This window comes from Asprobacillus argus, from assembly GCF_032248395.1.
Lineage (GTDB): Bacteria > Bacteroidota > Bacteroidia > Flavobacteriales > Flavobacteriaceae > Polaribacter > Polaribacter argus.
Genome location: NZ_JAVTTO010000001.1, coordinates 716,106 through 733,971, shown reverse-complemented (window position 1 = coordinate 733,971; position 17,866 = coordinate 716,106). Strand labels below are relative to the sequence as shown.

At 33.2% G+C, this 17,866-nt stretch carries 16 protein-coding genes; 9 read left to right on the top strand and 7 right to left on the bottom strand.

Going from position 1 to position 17,866, the window contains the following annotated elements; all coding sequences use genetic code 11:
* Window positions 1-4 precede the first annotated feature (4 nt).
* Complete coding sequence (locus RQM59_RS03265; protein WP_349240627.1) at window positions 5-982, top strand: zinc-binding metallopeptidase; 978 nt, start codon at window positions 5-7, stop codon at window positions 980-982.
* A 471-nt stretch (window positions 983-1,453) separates the two neighbouring features.
* The gene (locus RQM59_RS03260; protein WP_349240626.1) at window positions 1,454-1,852 is read left to right on the top strand and encodes a DoxX family membrane protein; all 399 of its coding nucleotides are present in this window, start codon (window positions 1,454-1,456) and stop codon (window positions 1,850-1,852) included.
* A gap of 152 nt (window positions 1,853-2,004) precedes the next feature.
* Here the strand turns inward: RQM59_RS03260 and RQM59_RS03255 are convergent, their stop codons facing one another.
* The 4 genes from RQM59_RS03255 to RQM59_RS03240 are packed head-to-tail and all read right to left on the bottom strand — an operon-like array spanning window position 2,005 to window position 8,571.
* Entirely contained in the window at window positions 2,005-2,859 is an 855-nt protein-coding gene (locus RQM59_RS03255; protein ID WP_349240625.1) for a class I SAM-dependent methyltransferase, read from the bottom strand.
* 47 nt (window positions 2,860-2,906) lie between these two features.
* Window positions 2,907-4,784, bottom strand: a complete 1,878-nt coding sequence (gene mnmG / locus RQM59_RS03250) for a tRNA uridine-5-carboxymethylaminomethyl(34) synthesis enzyme MnmG (protein WP_349240624.1) — start codon at window positions 4,782-4,784, stop codon at window positions 2,907-2,909.
* 46 nt (window positions 4,785-4,830) lie between these two features.
* Window positions 4,831-5,244 carry an rRNA maturation RNase YbeY gene (ybeY, locus tag RQM59_RS03245; protein ID WP_349240623.1) on the bottom strand — a complete coding sequence of 138 codons (414 nt, stop codon included), beginning with the start codon at window positions 5,242-5,244 and terminating at the stop codon, window positions 4,831-4,833.
* A gap of 3 nt (window positions 5,245-5,247) precedes the next feature.
* On the bottom strand, window positions 5,248-8,571 hold the full coding sequence (locus tag RQM59_RS03240) for a DUF4175 family protein (RefSeq protein ID WP_349240622.1): 3,324 nt from the start codon (window positions 8,569-8,571) through the stop codon (window positions 5,248-5,250).
* Window positions 8,572-8,677: 106 nt separating this feature from the next.
* Here RQM59_RS03240 and RQM59_RS03235 point away from each other — a divergent pair, with 106 nt between their 5' ends.
* The 5 genes from RQM59_RS03235 (at window position 8,678) to RQM59_RS03215 (ending at window position 13,048) form a co-directional block, all read left to right on the top strand.
* On the top strand, window positions 8,678-9,514 hold the full coding sequence (locus tag RQM59_RS03235) for a hypothetical protein (protein WP_349240621.1): 837 nt from the start codon (window positions 8,678-8,680) through the stop codon (window positions 9,512-9,514).
* Between the two features lie 98 nt (window positions 9,515-9,612).
* Complete coding sequence (gltX, locus tag RQM59_RS03230; protein ID WP_349240620.1) at window positions 9,613-11,133, top strand: glutamate--tRNA ligase; 1,521 nt, start codon at window positions 9,613-9,615, stop codon at window positions 11,131-11,133.
* A 10-nt stretch (window positions 11,134-11,143) separates the two neighbouring features.
* A complete protein-coding gene (locus RQM59_RS03225) occupies window positions 11,144-11,710 on the top strand; it encodes a hypothetical protein (protein ID WP_349240619.1) in 567 nt (188 codons plus the stop codon).
* 95 nt (window positions 11,711-11,805) lie between these two features.
* Complete coding sequence (locus tag RQM59_RS03220; protein WP_349240618.1) at window positions 11,806-12,729, top strand: SPFH domain-containing protein; 924 nt, start codon at window positions 11,806-11,808, stop codon at window positions 12,727-12,729.
* A gap of 1 nt (window position 12,730) precedes the next feature.
* Entirely contained in the window at window positions 12,731-13,048 is a 318-nt protein-coding gene (locus RQM59_RS03215; protein WP_349240791.1) for a YbjQ family protein, read from the top strand.
* 71 nt (window positions 13,049-13,119) lie between these two features.
* Here the strand turns inward: RQM59_RS03215 and tatA are convergent, their stop codons facing one another.
* From tatA to rnr, 3 genes are all read right to left on the bottom strand, one after another.
* Entirely contained in the window at window positions 13,120-13,311 is a 192-nt protein-coding gene (gene tatA, locus RQM59_RS03210) for a twin-arginine translocase TatA/TatE family subunit (protein ID WP_349240790.1), read from the bottom strand.
* A 66-nt stretch (window positions 13,312-13,377) separates the two neighbouring features.
* Complete coding sequence (locus tag RQM59_RS03205; RefSeq protein ID WP_349240617.1) at window positions 13,378-14,055, bottom strand: head GIN domain-containing protein; 678 nt, start codon at window positions 14,053-14,055, stop codon at window positions 13,378-13,380.
* Window positions 14,056-14,141: 86 nt separating this feature from the next.
* Window positions 14,142-16,337, bottom strand: a complete 2,196-nt coding sequence (gene rnr, locus RQM59_RS03200) for a ribonuclease R (RefSeq protein WP_349240616.1) — start codon at window positions 16,335-16,337, stop codon at window positions 14,142-14,144.
* A 111-nt stretch (window positions 16,338-16,448) separates the two neighbouring features.
* Here rnr and RQM59_RS03195 point away from each other — a divergent pair, with 111 nt between their 5' ends.
* The gene (locus RQM59_RS03195; RefSeq protein WP_349240615.1) at window positions 16,449-17,396 is read left to right on the top strand and encodes a diacylglycerol/lipid kinase family protein; all 948 of its coding nucleotides are present in this window, start codon (window positions 16,449-16,451) and stop codon (window positions 17,394-17,396) included.
* A 78-nt stretch (window positions 17,397-17,474) separates the two neighbouring features.
* Window positions 17,475-17,645: a hypothetical protein gene (locus RQM59_RS03190; RefSeq protein ID WP_349240614.1), complete on the top strand. Its 171-nt coding sequence runs from the start codon at window positions 17,475-17,477 to the stop codon at window positions 17,643-17,645.
* Window positions 17,646-17,866: the final 221 nt, after the last annotated feature.

The following is a 17,866-nucleotide window of genomic DNA, read 5'->3' as shown; positions in this document are numbered from 1 at the left end:
CAGCATGAAAAACTTCAGAACTCTTTTCTGCATCATGTTATTATCCGTATCATGTACGTTATTTTTTTCTTGCACTAACGATGAAGGGTTGTTGATTACGAATAACGGTGGTACAACCAATAATAATAATGGCAATAACGTTGGTCAGCAAGTAGGCTCTCAAAGCTCTATTACCTTATATCAGGTAACAAATGGAAATATTTCGAAAATAAGAGATTATAGAGTTACCGGAGAAAACCTTAATTATCAAAGAGATATTGCAAAACACGATGAAATTTGGGATTTAGTTACAAAAATTGCTCCATTGGATCAATTGGAAAAAGTTTCCGAATTTATGATCTACAATGGGCGTGTTGCTGGGTCTTCAGGTTTTGTTATAAAGAAAAGTGCTGACTTAAGTAAATGGCAATTGGGTATTGCAATTGATAAAGCATATGAAGGTGGTTTTAATTCGGGAGGTGAACTTGCTTATACGATTCTACATGAGTACGGTCATATTCTAACCCTTAATCATACACAACTAGATGCGGCCATTTCCGAAAGGAGTTGTACTACATACTATCCAGATTTAGGGTGTTCTTACGAACATTCTTATATTAATGAAATGTACGATCTGTATTGGAAAGATATTGAAAACGAACATAGAGCTGCCCAAAACAGCCATAGTGAACAAATGGCATTTTATGTGAGACATACTGATCGATTTGTGACAAATTTTGCTTCTACAAACCCTGTTGAAGACATCGCTGAAGTCTTTTCTGTGTTTGTTACTGCTAGCAATAAACCAACTGGAAGTTCTATTGCGGATAGAAAAATATTACTCATGTATGATAGTACTGAGTTGGTTAATTTCCGAAATCACACAAGACAAAATGTATCACTAAAAGGATCTTCTTTATCAGATTTTGAACTTCCGGCACCAGGATCATGGAGAAGAGCAAATACATTCGGAAACCCTGTCTTATCTACTTGCGGACACTGATAAAAAACGCTCTTTTCGGATATGTTTTTTTGAAAAATTCACTCGATTTTATTCAATTATTTTATCGTTAATATAATTTCTTTTCGTTTTTACGTAGGGAAACTTAAGGTTTAGCTGTTTTATATTATGAAAGGTGGAATACCTGATAAAATACATCACTTAATAGTGGCGTATTTAACTCACCGCTTTTGATTATCATATAAAATATTGAACTTTTTAATTCCTTCTTAATTCGGAATTGAGGTTGGTTGACGTAAGAAAGCTCAGACATACTTTGTTCGAGCTTTCTTTTTTTTAAAAAAATATTGTTAAAAATATAGGGTGTTTTAAAGTTGGTCTGTTTAACAAACATATGCACTGAAAGGGACATATATTTACTTAATTTGGATTTAAGTTTAGTTAGTTAGTAAAGCTCATACATGATTTTTGTTTGAGCTTTTTTTTATGCTACATTTGAATTAAACTATTATTATGAATGTATTATTAGATAGTCCTGCTGAAATTTTAATCCTGCTATTTTTAATCGTTACTTTTTTACAATCTGGATTAGATAAGTTAACTGATTGGAATGGTAACCTAGATTTTATTAAAACCCATTTTAAGAATTCTCCATTAAAAAATTCTGTTCCTCTTCTATTAGGTATCATATTACTTATAGAGGTGGCGGCTAGTTTTTTTATGATTATAGGAGTGTATCAACTTGTTGCACATGGAACAAAAGAGATGGCTTTATATGGAGCAGAACTTTCAGCGCTCACTTTAATATTGCTTTTGATTGGTCAAAGACTCGCTAAAGATTATGCAGGGGCTATGACTTTAGCAGTATATTTTATCACCGCTGTTTTTGGGGTATATCTATTGTCTATATAAATTATAAGAAAAAACTATGATTTTTATTATATAAATAATTTTTATTTATGTGTTGTGTCTTTTTTAAGCGGTTTCTAGCGCCTTGATGAAGTCCAGACCCGTGATTCCTTTATTTTCACCGACAAAGTGGCTTAGAGCCCCTCTATTTGCTCTTATTTCTTTTTTAAGACATATATTATAGAAGAATACTCAGATGTTTTCTTTGCTTTTTGATTTGACTTCCATCCATTCATAAAAGCACTCACAATATTTTTCTTCCCTGTTTTATTTTCTTCGCTTAAAAGAGAAACATAATATGCGTCAAACTTTAATGGGTGTTTTTCAACCACTGACATATTTACTTCCTTAAAAAGTTTTTCGATACTGGCTTGAGAAAAATGCCATAAGTGTCTTGGTACGTCATAGGCTGCCCAAAATTCTTTATAATGTGAAGCATCATAACTTTTAAAGTTAGGCACAGCTACGATCAATACACCGTTCTTGGTAAGCAGTCGCTCCAATGTTCTAATATACTCACTTAAATTTGGAATATGTTCCAAGACGTGCCACATTGTAATTACGTCAAATTGATGGTTTTCGAATTCTGAAATTTGGTCCTTGAGAAGCACTTCTTTTTGAGCAGAAAGTATTCGCGCTTTTTCATTTGGTTCAACACCAAAAACCTCCCATCCTTTGGATTTGAAAAAAGACAAAAAATCGCCGGTTCCTGCTCCTATATCCAAAATTCTTTTCTCTGTACTGAAGCCGTTTATTAATTTGAACTTTCGCTTTGTTGAGATGCTTTTGATCATTTGATATGCTTTATCAAACATTGTTTTCTTCGCATCTGTATGAGAAATATATGCCTCGTCCTGGTAGTAATATCCTAGATCAACCGGTACAGGAGAAGTAACTAACATGTCATATTGATCGCAGATCATGACCTCATAACTCTCATCTGACACAAGGTGGTCTTTACAACTTAAGTAAGGGGTGAGTCCACAATAGAATTCGATTTCTTTTTCCATTTACATGTATTACCTTTTCATATGTTCCACATGAAACATTTTGCTTTTTACCTTCCCATATACACCAATAACACAGAAATATCACTTGGAGAGACTCCGCTAATTCTGCTTGCTTGAGAAATGGTAACTGGCTTTATCTTACTCAGTTTCTCTATCGCTTCATACGATAAAGACTTTACTTTTTTGTAATCAAAAGAACTTGGAATTGGAACATTTTCCAATCTATTTAACTTATCAGCGTTGTTCTTTTCTTTTTGAATGTATCCAGAATATTTTAAATGGATTTCTACCTGTTCAATAATCTCTTTATCTATTTTATGTAGCGCTAAGAATTCAGAAAGTTTTGGAATATCTTTATAATCGTTAAACTCAAGTTGGGGTCGTGCGGCAATCTTTATAAGCTTCATAGATTGATTAACCAATGCTAAATTCTTTGAAGCAAGAATTGGATTAATCTCCTCTTTAGTTACACTTAATTTACTCAGAAATTCTATAAGAGCTTGAGTTGTTGATATCTTCGTATTCACTCTTTCAAGTCGTTCGTCAGAAGCTAGTCCAATGGCATTAGATAATGGTGTTAATCTAATATCAGCATTATCCTGTCTTAATAGCGTTCTATACTCTGCTCTCGAAGTAAACATCCTATAAGGTTCTTCTGTACCCTTGGTAATAAGATCATCAATCAAAACACCAATATATGCTTCACTTCTTTTTAATATAAAAGCCTCCTTCTCCTGCACTTTCAATGCCGCATTTACTCCAGCCATTAAACCTTGTGCTGCAGCTTCCTCATAACCTGTAGTACCATTTATCTGTCCTGCAAAAAACAAATTTTCAATCAACTTTGTTTCTAAAGAATGCTTCAGCTGTGTTGGTGGAAAATAATCGTATTCTATTGCGTATCCATACCGAAAGAATTTCACATTTTCAAATCCAGGTATTAAACGGATAGCTTTATCTTGAACATCGTCCGGTAAAGATGTTGAAAATCCATTCACATAAATTTCTACAGTATTCCAACCTTCTGGCTCTACAAAAATCTGATGCTGTTCTTTTGAAGCAAAACGATCTATTTTGTCTTCAATTGACGGACAATATCTGGGGCCCGTCGATTGAATTCTTCCATTAAACATTGGAGATCTCTCAAAGCCCTCTCTAAGGAGTTCGTGCACTTCCTTATTGGTATATGATAAATAGCACGATCGTTGTTTCGTCAATCGTTTCGTTGATGGCAGATATGAAAACTTCTCCGGGTGTTCATCTCCCGGTTGTTCTGTCATTTTTGAAAAATCCAACGAACGACCATCTACTCGAGGAGGTGTTCCTGTCTTCATTCTTCCAGAATCAAAACCTTTAGCCACTAAATCTTCCGTAATACCTGTAGAAGATTTCTCCCCTGCTCTTCCTCCTCCAAACGTCTTTTCACCAATATGGATCAAACCATTCAAAAAAGTACCCGCGGTTACTACCACAGTTCTAGCCGATATATTTAAACCTAAGCTCGTTTTAACGCCAACTATTTTATCTCCTTCAAAAAGCAACCCATTGACAGAGTCCTGGTAAAAATCCAAGTTATCTGTTTGCTCTAACATGTTTCTCCATGTTTCGGCAAACATCATCCTATCCGACTGCGCTCTTGGACTCCACATGGCAGGGCCTTTTGATTTATTCAACATCTTAAACTGGATAGCTGTTTTATCAGTAACGATAGCGCTGTAACCCCCTAAAGCATCTATTTCTCTCAAAATTTGACCTTTTGCTATTCCTCCCATAGCAGGGTTACAACTCATTTGCGCTATATTCTGCAAATTCATTGTAATTAAAAGCGTTTTAGCGCCCATGTTTGCTGCCGAAGCTGCGGCCTCGCTACCCGCGTGTCCGCCTCCAACAACAATTACATCATATACTGTGCTTGATAAACTCATGCTATTTCTGTTTCACGTGAAACAATTAAGGTTAAAAAACTGATTATCAAATGTTTAACAAACTAATTGCTTCATTTTCCTTCGTTCTCATCTCTCTAGATTCTTCTTCCGTTTTATCTTTATACCCCATAAAATGAAGCATCCCGTGTATAATCACACGACTAAGTTCCTCGTTAAAGGAAACATTAAAAGATTTTGCGTTTTCCGCCACTCTCTCCGTTGATATAAAAATATCACCAGCAACTTTCTTCTCCATACTATTATCAAAACTGATAATATCTGTCAAGGTATCATGATTTAAATACTTTACATTAAGCTCGTGAAGGTATTCATCATCGCAAAAAATATAATTCACATCATCACATTCATAACCTTCCACCTCTAACACCTTCGTGATCCAATTAGCAATAACTTCTTCATTTTGCAATGAGAAGTCGTTTACGTAATTAAAAAGTATCATACATTAGTCCTTTTTCTTAGGTGCAGAAAAATACTTCTGTACCTTCTTTTTATAATTTTGCTGCAAAGGTAGTGATTGTCTGTTTAATATCTCTGTTTGGTTGTAAAACAGTTTCTTAAGTGTTAGTTCTTTTATCTTTCTTTTAGCGGCTTCGTTAGTGTTTGCCGTAGATTTTCTTTTCTTTTCAAAACCTTGCTCAAATGCTGCTTTATCAAGTTTTAATAATTGATACTCTAGGTTCCTCATTTTTTGTAATGTAGCCTGATTAAATCCTTTTTCAAGAATCTCATTCTCCAATTGCTCCATTGTTTTCAATGCTTTCCGAGCCTCTCCCGACTTATCTCCTCCTTGCTTAATTGCATTTTGCAATTGTTCTCTTAACTGAGACTGCTCTTTGTATATCTGATATAATTCCTGGTTCATTTGCTCCTCTCCTTCTCCTCCGCTTCCTTTCTTGCCGTCTTTTCCATTTTTATCGGGTTTATCTCCCTTTTTCTTTCCTCCTTGATTCTTTCCCTTTTCATTCCCTTTCTTCTGACCATCCTTCATTTTCTCACCAAGCCCTTTTTGTTTTTGTATCAGGTCAGGTAAGCTAAAAGACTTTCCGCTTTTTTTTCCTTGTCCCATAGAAGGAGACATGCTGTTTTGCATATTGTTCAGCATATTACTTAAAAAATCGGCTAAACCGTTCGCTGCGGTCATTACATAGCGCTGATTAGAAATACCACTATTAAACCTTCTCTCTGCAAAGTTCTCTAAAGATTGATTCAAATTATAATGGGCGCTCGACAGGTCGTCTTGAATTTTGGTTGATAATGTTGGCATTCTCATGCTTAACATATACAAGCTATCATCAATATGCTCGAAATAGGTTTTAATTTCGTTCTGTTTTTTCAGGTTCTTTCCAAACTCTGGATGATCCGAAGAAATCTCATCAAACGTATTCATTAGTGCCTCCTGCTCAAAAGAAAACGTAACTAGGTTCTCTAATATCTTTCTTAGATCATCTATGTTCTCCTCAATCATTTCCCCTTGCATATCCATCATAGATTGCTGCATCATCTGACTCATCTCCTTCATCTTTTTAGAGGCTTTCTTTTGATTCTTTTTCGCTTTACTTTTCTGTTGTTTATCGAGATTCTCTTTGGCTTTTTGAGTTTCTTTATTTACATCTTCTTTTTGATCGTCCATTTCAGGCATCTTCATAGGTTCTTTCAGCTTCTCATTGTCTTTTGACAGTTCTTCCAGTTCCTTTTCAATGTTCTTAAACTCTTTATTTATCTTATCTTGTTGCTCTTTTGCGTCCTGTTTATCATTTTGTACGCTCTCTTGTTTTTTTGCAAGTTTATCTAACTTATCGGCTATCTGCATTGTCTTTTGCTCTACATAAAACCTTTTGGTAAGCTCTAGAATTCGTTCTAAGCTTTTCTCTTGCTGTTTATTTTGTTGTGCAAGTTCTTTCGCTTTGTTAATCAATTGCTCTTTGTTTAACTTTTGAGCCATTTTTTCCAATTCGTCCAACAGTTTTTGTTGTTTTTCCAATTTCTTCAGCTCTTCTATTCTTTTCTTTAGTTCCTCTTTTTTATTCTGAAGCGATTCATTGATTTCCTTTTTTTCATCCAAGTTCTCTTGCATTTTGTCTGTTTGACGTTCCATCATTTGCTTATATTGCTCCTGTCTTTTTATGTAGTTGTCAATTTTCTTTTTGTCATTCCAATTAATCTCTTTCTTATCTTTTAAGTTCTTTTGGATATTGTCTAGTTCTTTTTGTTGCAGTTTTTGGTTTTGAATGGAGTTTTCTAATTTATTAATATAATCCTTTTGCTCTTCTAGCAACTCTTGCTGCTTTTCATTATCAGTCTTATTCTTAAATGAAAATTTTCTGCTCACAGCTTTTTTAGCGCCATTCACCCCGTCATTATCAAAAACCTCAAAATAGAGCTCATAGTAAATCCCTTCTTTAGTTAATAAAGAGTCAGGGAGCTCATAAAAAAATGTTTCCAAGCTGCTCTTTTGAATTGAAATCTCTTGAAACTGCTTAGCTTCTGGGTTGGATTGATCATAATACACCACTTGTAATTTTTTCAATCCGTAATCATCCGATATTTTCCCTGCGAAAAAACGTTGTTTCTCTGAAATAGAATCTAAGCTCGATTTTACTTCAATCTTTGGGTATTCATCCTTTAAAACATTAACGGTAAACCCTAGTTTTTCGTACTCTTTCAGGTGTGCATTAGAAGATGCGATCTGATAGTAGAATCCCTTTTTTATTTGTCTTTTAAATTCGAAATGCTGCCTCTCTACCTCCTTAAACCTATCTTTTTTAGTCTTGTTTATAAAAAAAAGTTCTTCTGTTTCATTTGTTGTAACATTCCAGGTAAGTCTTGTTCCTTCAGGAACGGTCACATTGGTTATGTTTTGTAGCGATTCGTTTTCCTTTCTGATGTAACGAGGATATTCAAAATCTAAGGAGATGTTTTGAATAATAGGTGCTTTAATCACATTTAATTTATATGTTCTTGATTCAATGCCATTGGATTCTACATAAAAAGACGTGGATTCTTGTAAATCAGTAAATGTAAAAGAGAATGTTCCACCCTCATTTGTATCCAGAAAGTATTCTTGGTCATTAAAAAATATTTTTGCCTCTAATGGCACCACAGAACCATTAGTTTTAACCACAATTTCGATCTGTTTTCCTTGAATAACATCAAGGTTTTCATTTAACAATTGAAAAGCGAATGGAGCAGGAGGTACATATTCAGTATTAAAATTCACTACTCTGGTAAAGCTTTCTGACAAGGCTTTGTTCGTTCCAGAGAATAATGAGACCATCCATACCAACACGGGTATTATAAAATAAGGGATGTATTTTTTATTCTTACTAAAATTAATAGCTTTTGCAAATGGTACTGGCTGTAGTTCTTTCGATTTTTGAGCTATACTTGCCAACAGTAAGTCCGTCTGGTTTGTATTTTCCTTTAGCTGTAAAACATTTAGCAGCTTATCTTGTACTTCAGGAAAGTGGTCTCCAATAATCTTTGACGCTTCTTTAAAGGATATTCCTCGTTGAAGTCCGATCAGCTTAAATGCTGAAAACAAGATAAATCTAAACAGTAAAAACCCTTGAACGGCAATAAAAATAAGAAACAACATAGTTCTTCCCGAAGGTTTTAACCAAAGAAAGTACTCTATGTAAAGTGTCGAAAACGCAAATAAAACTCCAAGCACTAAAAAGAAAATAGTTCCTTTGATCAGTTTGTTTACATAATATTTTCTGTAAAACTGATATAATTTTTGTTCTATCGTACGGTTTTCCTGCATCATAAGAGATAAAAATACAGATTTTAAAGGTTGAATGAGTCAATAATTTGTTAAAAGCGTGTAAGCTACTCCTTGTTTTTACAACAAAGAGGATATAAAATTTACTATTATGAAAAAATTTGTTGTTTTAATTTTAATCTTGACTGTATCAAATGCATATAGTCAAAGTCCCTGGGTTCAAAAGAAAGGAAAAGCCTATACTCAACTATCGTTTACGTCAATTTCTGGTTATACTGGTTTGTATGGAGATCCTGACTACCCTACAGAGCGTAAAATTTCGGACAATACACTTCAGTTCTTTGCAGAATACGGTTTAACTGATAAAACGTCTATCCTCTTAAATATACCTTTTAAAATGGTAAAAGCAGGCGACTTAACAAACGCCGCTAATTTGACACCAATTACACAATCGGGGTCTGAATCTTCTTTAGGAAATATAGAAGTAGGTATCAAACATGTCTTCTCTCAAAAGAAATGGATTTTTTCTGGACAATTTAACATAGAGGCTAATTCTGGTAATTCTTATGCCAATTCCGGTCTACGAACTGGATATGACGCCTGGAGTTTTACTCCTATGTTCTTAGCGGGGCGAAGTTTTGGTAATACCTATGTTCAAGGGTTTTTAGGAACTAATATTCGAACAAACAATTACAGTTCTAATTTTAAAATTGGAGGAGAAGTTGGAACCAAAGCTTTTAAAAATATCTGGTTAATTGGTTTTGTAGATATTTCGTCTTCATTTAAAAATGGAGATGTTCTCATCCCTGCGACGAACCAACAAACGGGTTTATATGTTAACGACCAAGAATATGGTGCAATGGGAATAAAAGCTATTGCAGAGCTTAATAAAAACTTTGGCGTAAATGTTGGTTTTGGCGGTGCGTTTTCAGGAAACAATGTGCCAAAAAGAGCGGCAATCTCCTTTGGTCTATATCATAAGTTTTAAGTTTTTAAATCACATATAATTATTCAAAAAGCCATTTTAAAATGGCTTTTTTTTATGACTTCATACAAGTATCTTTGTTCCATCAAATTTTATTTTTAATGGAAACCAACGTACGTGTTCGTTTTGCACCAAGTCCAACCGGACCTTTACATATCGGAGGGGTTAGAACCGCTTTATATAATTACCTTTTTGCTAAAAAGCATCAAGGAACATTTATCTTAAGAATTGAAGATACTGATCAAACCAGATATGTAGCCAATGCTGAACAATATATTATTGATGCTTTAGAATGGTGCGGTATTCCATTTGATGAAGGGCCTGACAAAAATGAGCAATTTGGTCCTTACCGTCAATCAGAAAGAAAAGAATTGTATAAAAAGTATGCGAACATTCTTTTAGAAACGGGTCATGCCTACTACGCTTTTGATACATCTGAGCAGTTAGATGCTCATAGAAAAGGTCATGAAGCCGAAGGAAAAACTTTTATTTATAATTGGCACAACAGAGAAAAGGGTCGATTGGTTAACTCTTTGGTTTTATCCAATGAACAAGTACAACAAAGAATTGATTCTGGTGAAAAGTATGTGGTACGTTTTAAATCGCCTCAAGATGAAATATTAGTTTTAGAAGATGAAGTTAGAGGAAGTATCAGAATTGATACAAATGTTTTAGACGACAAGATCTTGTTTAAAAGCGATGGGATGCCTACTTATCATTTAGCAAATATTGTGGATGATCATTTGATGGAAATTTCACATGTTATACGAGGTGAGGAGTGGCTACCGTCATTAGCTTTACACGTATTATTATACCGTGCTTTTGGTTGGGATGCTCCAAAATTCGCTCACCTTCCGCTTATCTTAAAGCCTGTTGGAAAAGGAAAGTTAAGTAAGCGTGATGGAGATAAATTAGGTTTTCCGGTATTTCCACTCGAATATAAGAATGAGGTAACGGGAGATGTTTCACGTGGATATAAAGAAGATGGTTACTTTAATGATGCTTTTATAAACATGTTGTCCCTTTTAGGATGGAATCCTGGAACGGAACAAGAGATCTTCTATTTACAAGAGTTAATTGATGCTTTTGATCTTCAAAAAGTAAGTAAATCAGGTGCTAAATTTAACCCAGATAAGACCAAATGGTTTAATCAACAATATCTTCAACTCAAAGAAGATATGTATCTTACGGCGTTGTACAGACCAATCCTAGAAGAAAAAGGCATCACTTTTGATGAGAAATATACAGAAAGAGTGGTTTCATTAATAAAGGAAAGGGCTGTTTTTGTTCATGATTTTTGGAATTTGAGTAATTTCTTTTTTGAAAGCCCAGAGACATACGATGCCAAGGCTTCGAAAAAGAACTGGAAAGAAGGAACTCCAGACATCATGAGCGAGTTAATAGCCGTGATTTCTTCTATTGATCTGTTTGAATCGGCAATAATTGAAACCATTGTAAAAGAATGGATCACGAATAAAGAAATTGGTTTCGGAAAAGTGATGCAGCCATTGCGATTAAGTTTGGTTGGTGCCTTAAAAGGCCCACACTTATTCGATATTATGGAAATGATCGGGAAAAAAGAAACTTTAAATAGAATACAAAACGCAATAGATAAATTATAAAATACTTAAGATGAAAAAATTAGTTCTTTTAACACTCATCTTGCTTTCTGTATCCATTACAGCACAGCAGCGTAGAAATAGAAACAATCCGTTTCCAAACACGAATAACAGGTCCGCCAGTATTCCTGAATTTAAGGCCGCAGAAGCCGCAGGTTTAATACACTATGACATTAAGAAAACGTGTAAAAAAATAGGTGTTAAGCAAAAAAGTGATGCTGGTAAAAAAGTGGTTAATAGACTAACTAAACACAATAAATCAGTCAAAGACGCGGTGCGTATCAATTCCTTTTCTTTAAAGGATTTGGAGAAAAATTATAAAGCTGCCTATAAAACTGCTCAGGAAACAAAAGATTTCTCCAGTATTATGGCACTAAGGAAGCAAATAAAAGTAGTTTTAGATCCTATTAGAAAGGTTGCTTCAAAAAACGATAGCATTTTAAATGTAGATTTGAAAGGTCTTTTAAACAAAAAGCAATTCAAGAAATGGGAAAAGTATAACAAGAACATAAAAAAGAGGACCGGGCCTAAGGTGCGTCGACAACCTGCGAGAACAATGAGATCAAGAAGAGGCTTTTAGCCTCTTTTTTTTGTAACAAATACTTTTTTTTGCGTCTTGTAGTTAGATACTATTTCCTGTATCTTTAAACATTATTAACTTTTAAAAACAACGTTATGAATCCAACCGTGTATATTATTGTAGGTTTAGCTGTATTATTTGTTGCTGCTGCAATTTTTATCGTAAAACAACAAACCGCTGCCGTAATAGAAACTTTCGGTCGTTTTAGCAGTATTCGTCAATCAGGTTTTCAAATGAAAATACCTGGTGTACAAAGAATTGCTGGGCGATTGAGTTTAAAAATTCAACAATTAGATGTTATTGTAGAAACCAAAACCTTAGATGATGTATTTGTAAAACTGAAAGTCTCTGTTCAGTTTAAAGTTATTAAGGACAAAGTATATGATGCGTTTTACAAACTAGACTATCCTCATGATCAAATTACTTCTTACGTCTTTGATGTGGTGCGTGCAGAAGTGCCAAAAATGAAACTGGACGATGTCTTTGTAAAGAAAGACGATGTCGCTATTGCTGTAAAAACAGAGCTGAATGATGCGATGCTTAATTATGGTTATGATATTATAAAAACATTAGTAACAGATATTGATCCAGATGCTCAAGTTAAAGCTGCAATGAATAGAATTAATGCTGCTGATCGTGAAAAAACAGCCGCGCAATATGAAGGGGATGCTGCACGTATTTTAATCGTTGAAAAAGCAAAAGCTGAAGCTGAAAGTAAACGTTTACAAGGACAAGGTATTGCTGATCAACGTAGAGAGATCGCAAGAGGTTTAGAAGAGTCTGTAGAGGTTCTTAATAAAGTAGGAATTAATTCTCAAGAAGCTTCTGCTTTGATCGTAGTAACGCAGCATTACGATACACTGCAATCTATTGGTCAGGAAACAAATAGCAATTTGATCTTGTTGCCAAATTCACCGCAAGCAGGAAGTCAAATGTTGAATGATATGGTAGCTAGTTTTACCGCTAGTAATCAAATAGGAGAGGCTATGAAGAATTCAAAAAAGAAAAAAGATGAATAGAATGCTTTTAACAACAACGAACGGTATTGATGGTAAACCAGTAAAAGATTATTTGGGCATTGTTACCGGTGAAACGATTATTGGAGCGAATATTTTTAAAGACTTCTTCGCAGGTATTAGAGATATTGTTGGCGGAAGATCTGGGTCTTATGAAAAAGTTTTACGAGAAGCTAAAGACACTGCTTTAAAAGAGATGCAAGATCAAGCAATGCGCCTTGGTGCTGATGCCGTAATAGGAATTGACCTTGATTATGAAACTGTAGGTGCCCATGGTGGTATGTTGATGGTTACTGCTTCTGGAACCGCAGTTCGTTTCTAATCAGAAACATAGGTAAAAAAGAAAACCGAGGATAATATCCCTCGGTTTTTTTATGTTTTATATTTTCAGAATTACTTCTTTTCTTCTAACTTTTCTTCTTTAGCATCGTCTTTAGAAGCGTTTTTAAATTCTTTAATTCCACTTCCTAATCCTCTCATTAATTCAGGAATTTTTCTTCCTCCAAACAATAATAGAACCACCACCACGATAAGTGCGATAGATGCTCCTCCTGGAATTGCTAAAAATATTTGTAAACTGTTCATCATTTCTGTGTTTAATGCTACAAAGATACAAAAAGGTTTTAATTACCTGATAGTATCCTGAACAACTTAATTACGTTGTTTAATGATCCCTCCTACTACTTTTTTATCTTTAATTACTTCTGGGTTCCCTTTATAAAATATAGAGCCTCCAAAACTTACTTTAGCATTCAGTGTTTCTCCTGCAAAAATCTCTGCTTTAGCACCAGAGCCCGCTCTTACGGAAGAGTTATCTGAAACTTGTAAACCATATCCATGATAAATACCATATAAATCCAAATCTATATCTTGATTTTTTGCAGTACCCGTAAGTTTTATAATTCCTCCTGAAGAGGATTTAACTTTTAGATGTTTTACTTTTAAAACTATATTGATAAAAGCTCTTTCTTGAGCTTTTATTTCTATTTGCGATTGTGTTATTTCTTTACTAGTGATCGTTGCTCCTTCATTTGCATCTATCACTTTGATTTCTGTATTATAATACAACTTTACCTCAACCTTATCATCTGCAGACAAGTCAGGGAATTTTAATGAAATCTTTAAAATATCTCGAGTGTTCTTTACTTTAACCTTCTCCGATTTTTCTCCTGTTATTACTAGTTTATGTTCATCAGATTTGATTAATTCTACACTAATTCCATTATATACTTTTAATGTAGAAAAATCTCCTAAGTTCTTAGTTATTGTGGTTTGACTAACTGATATACTAGATATAAACAGTGCTAATAAAAAAACTGTTTTTCTCATTTTTATTGTGTTTGATAATTGATTCATCAATTTATATACCATAATAAAGGTATTATTCATTTTTTATTGTAAATGATACGTTAAATTTAATCTTCAATTAGATAGAAGTCCAGATGCTTTCTTTCGAGGTCCGTGTTCTTTACTTTCACTTTAACAATATCTCCTAATTGATACATTTGTTTGGTAGCCTCTCCTATTATAGCAAATTGCTTTTCGTCAAATGTGTAGTAATCGCTCTTAATATCTCTAATCCGGACCATTCCTTCACATTTATTTGATAAGATTTCCACATAGATACCCCATTCCGTCACACCAGAAATAACACCTTCAAACACCTCGTCTTGGTGATCTTTCATGTATTTTATCTGCATATACTTAATAGAATCTCTTTCTGCCTTAGCCGCTAGTTCTTCTTGTTTTGAAGAATGCTTACATTTCTCTTCATAGGCCTCTGCTTTTGGAGTATTACCACCATCCAAATAGTGTTGCAATAAACGATGTGTCATTACATCAGGATATCTTCTAATTGGTGATGTAAAGTGGCTATAGTAATCAAACGATAGTCCATAATGTCCAATATTCTGCGTAGTATAGGCTGCTTTACTCATGGATCGAATTGTTAGTGTTTCTACCATATTAGCCTCTCCTTTTCCATGAACATCTTTTAAAAGCTTATTTAAACTTTCTGATGTAGATGCCCTACTATCTGTATTAATTTTATATCCAAACTTGCTAATTATATTCTGAAGCGCTGCTAGTTTTTCTACATCAGGTTCATCATGTATTCTATAAATAAACGTTTTATTCGTTACTTTTCCATTAGTAAAACCAATAAACTCAGCCACTTTTCTATTTGCTAGTAACATAAATTCTTCAATTAATTTATTAGCATCTTTAGCTTCTTTAAAGTAAACACCTGTAGGGTTTGCTTTTTCATCTAAATGAAATTTTACCTCTACCCTATCAAATGATATAGCACCGTCTTTCATTCGTTGTTTTCGCAACTTTTTAGCAAGTTCATCTAATTTTACTGTTGCATCTACAATAGTGTTGTTAACTTCGTATCCTTCTCCTGTTATAGATATATCTTTTGGTATTTTATTTTCTTTAGTTTCAATAATATGTTGTGCTTCTTCATATGCAAATCGTTTATCTGAATATGTCACAGTTCTTCCAAACCATTGATTTACTATTTGCGCTTTCTCATTCATTTCAAAAACTGCTGAAAAGGTCAATTTTTCTTCATTTGGACGTAAAGAGCAAACTCCATTAGATAGTACTTCTGGCAACATAGGTACTACCCTATCTACTAAATATACCGATGTAGCCCTGCTATATGCTTCATCATCTAAAATGGTTTTTGGTTGTACATAATGAGAAACATCGGCAATGTGAATTCCTATTTCATAGTTTCCGTTTTCTAACTTGGTAAACGACAATGCATCGTCAAAATCCTTAGCATCTTTTGGATCAATTGTAAAGGTGAGATCTGCACGCATATCACGTCTATTCGAAATTTCTTTTTTCGTGATCTCTGTATTTAATTTAGATGCGTCTTCCTCTACTTCTTTTGGGAATTCATAGGGTAATGCATACTCTAATAGAATAGAGTGAATTTCTGTATCATGTTCACCTGGTTTTCCTAAAACCTGTGTAATCTTACCAAATGGATTTTTAGACCTGTCTGGCCAATCTGTGATTGTAGCGTATACTTTATCTCCATTCTCCGCACCATTTAATTTGTTTTGAGAAATAAATATATCAGCGTACATTTTTGGATTGTCAGGAATAACAAAACCAAAGTTCTTGTTCATTTGTAATGTTCCTACAAATGCTACTTTGTTTCTTTCTACAACTTCAACAACATCTGCTTCAAGTTTATTATTTCTTCTTTTCTTATATACATAAGCTTTTACGGTATCGTTCTGTAATGCTTTATTGACATTTACAGAAGGTATAAAAATATCGACATCAAAATCTTCACAAATAAAGTATCCATTTCCATTATTAGTAAGGTCTATCTTTCCAATAAAGTATTTTCTATCTTCATTAATTTGAAACTTTCCTCTATCTATTTCTTTTATTTTTTTGTCGGTTTTTAATTGCTGTAGTTTTTTTATGATTTGATTCTTACCATCCGTATTGGTTACTTTTAATTTGGCAGCAATTTGTTTATAGTTGTAAAATTTATCGGGATGCTCTTTTAAAATCTTTAAAATATTTCTTGTTAAGTCTTTAATAACATTCCCTTTCTTCTTGTAGATTTTTTTCTTTCTACTCATTATTTCTTTTCTATTTTATGATTAGCAAAGTACAAATTATTAGTACGTTAAACATTAAAAAATGATTATATAAGTATTTTGTACTTTGGTTGTCTTATTATTTAAATCTTTATGTCTCACTTAGACGAATCTAGCGTAACATCTTCTTATTTTTTAATTGTGAATCCTTCTTCTGGAGGAGGTCATTTTGACAAAAAATGGATGAAAATTCAGCAATTATTAAACGTCTATCAAATAGACTATTCTTTTTCTTTTTCCGAATATTCCAAACATGAAATACAGCTTGTTGATAATGCAATTAAACAAGGTTTTAGGAAAATAATTTCCGTTGGTGGAGATGGTACACTACATTATGTAGTAAACGGAATTATGCAGCAAAGGTACACAAAAACTTCTAATATAAAAGTTGGAGTCATTCCTATTGGTACCGGAAACGATTGGATTAAGACCTATACTATTCCTAATGATATTGAAAGTGCTATTAAAATAATTGTGCAAGACCAGACTATTTTACAGGATATTGGTATGATGACACTATCTGATAATAGTACCTATTATTTTAACAATCTAGCTGGTATTGGGTATGATGGATACGTTGTTCATAAACTGGATACACTTAAAAAATTAGGTAGTATTTCATACATTTTAAGCGGATTGTATGGATTGTTATTTTATAGAAAACCTCAATTCAGAATTCATATAAACGAGAAAGTTATTGAAACTACCTGTTTAATGACCTTATTCGGGATTTGTAAATATTCAGGAGGAGGTATGCAAATGACTAAAAATGCGGATCCACAAGATGGTTTATTAGATATTACTCTTGCTAAGGATTTTAAATTTTTCGACCTGGTTTTCAATCTTAAAAAATTGTATACCGGTGCTATTGTACACCATAAAAAAGTGGAAAATTACAAAGCTACTCAGTTAGAGATTATAGATATACATACTAAAAAACCATTTATAGAAGCAGATGGCGAATTAATTGGTACTGGATCAGTAAAAGTAAGTATACAACCTAAAGCTATTCACTTCATTATTAAACCAGTTAAAGGTTAAAAAGTTAAGAAAATCTTAAAAAAAATGTAACGTTTGTTAAAATAAGACGTCTTTACATAAAGCGAACCTAACTAAAAGATGAAAAATCTTCGAAAAATAATAGCATTATTTCTACTGATCTTTATAACAGGAACAGTAGTTACTATTATTTCTATTAATAAAACGCTTGAAAAAAATACTTCTCCAGAAACCGTAGAAGTTTCTAAAGATTCTATTAAAGATCTAAAAAATGATAAGAAAGCTGTTTAGCTAGTTTTTTCATTTATCAACAATTTATATAATAATCATTTTATTTATTTGAATTTTAAAAAAGAGATGATTGTTATTATATAGTGTTAATAGTTGCTATAATTTTTATGTATATAATTTTGATATGTTAGTTATTAAAAAAATTAAACAACTTGTTAGGTAACTAATCTATTAAAAATCAAAGGTATTTTTCACTTATTAACAAATGTTATAAACATCGA

Coding starts and splice junctions, on each gene's coding strand:
- RQM59_RS03265 (WP_349240627.1), top strand. CDS start 5: ATGAAAAACTTCAGAACTCTTTTCTGCATCATGTTATTATCCGTATCA.
- RQM59_RS03260 (WP_349240626.1), top strand. CDS start 1,454: ATGAATGTATTATTAGATAGTCCTGCTGAAATTTTAATCCTGCTATTT.
- RQM59_RS03255 (WP_349240625.1), bottom strand. CDS start 2,859: ATGGAAAAAGAAATCGAATTCTATTGTGGACTCACCCCTTACTTAAGT.
- mnmG (WP_349240624.1), bottom strand. CDS start 4,784: ATGAGTTTATCAAGCACAGTATATGATGTAATTGTTGTTGGAGGCGGA.
- ybeY (WP_349240623.1), bottom strand. CDS start 5,244: ATGATACTTTTTAATTACGTAAACGACTTCTCATTGCAAAATGAAGAA.
- RQM59_RS03240 (WP_349240622.1), bottom strand. CDS start 8,571: ATGATGCAGGAAAACCGTACGATAGAACAAAAATTATATCAGTTTTAC.
- RQM59_RS03235 (WP_349240621.1), top strand. CDS start 8,678: ATGAAAAAATTTGTTGTTTTAATTTTAATCTTGACTGTATCAAATGCA.
- gltX (WP_349240620.1), top strand. CDS start 9,613: ATGGAAACCAACGTACGTGTTCGTTTTGCACCAAGTCCAACCGGACCT.
- RQM59_RS03225 (WP_349240619.1), top strand. CDS start 11,144: ATGAAAAAATTAGTTCTTTTAACACTCATCTTGCTTTCTGTATCCATT.
- RQM59_RS03220 (WP_349240618.1), top strand. CDS start 11,806: ATGAATCCAACCGTGTATATTATTGTAGGTTTAGCTGTATTATTTGTT.
- RQM59_RS03215 (WP_349240791.1), top strand. CDS start 12,731: ATGCTTTTAACAACAACGAACGGTATTGATGGTAAACCAGTAAAAGAT.
- tatA (WP_349240790.1), bottom strand. CDS start 13,311: ATGAACAGTTTACAAATATTTTTAGCAATTCCAGGAGGAGCATCTATC.
- RQM59_RS03205 (WP_349240617.1), bottom strand. CDS start 14,055: ATGAGAAAAACAGTTTTTTTATTAGCACTGTTTATATCTAGTATATCA.
- rnr (WP_349240616.1), bottom strand. CDS start 16,337: ATGAGTAGAAAGAAAAAAATCTACAAGAAGAAAGGGAATGTTATTAAA.
- RQM59_RS03195 (WP_349240615.1), top strand. CDS start 16,449: ATGTCTCACTTAGACGAATCTAGCGTAACATCTTCTTATTTTTTAATT.
- RQM59_RS03190 (WP_349240614.1), top strand. CDS start 17,475: ATGAAAAATCTTCGAAAAATAATAGCATTATTTCTACTGATCTTTATA.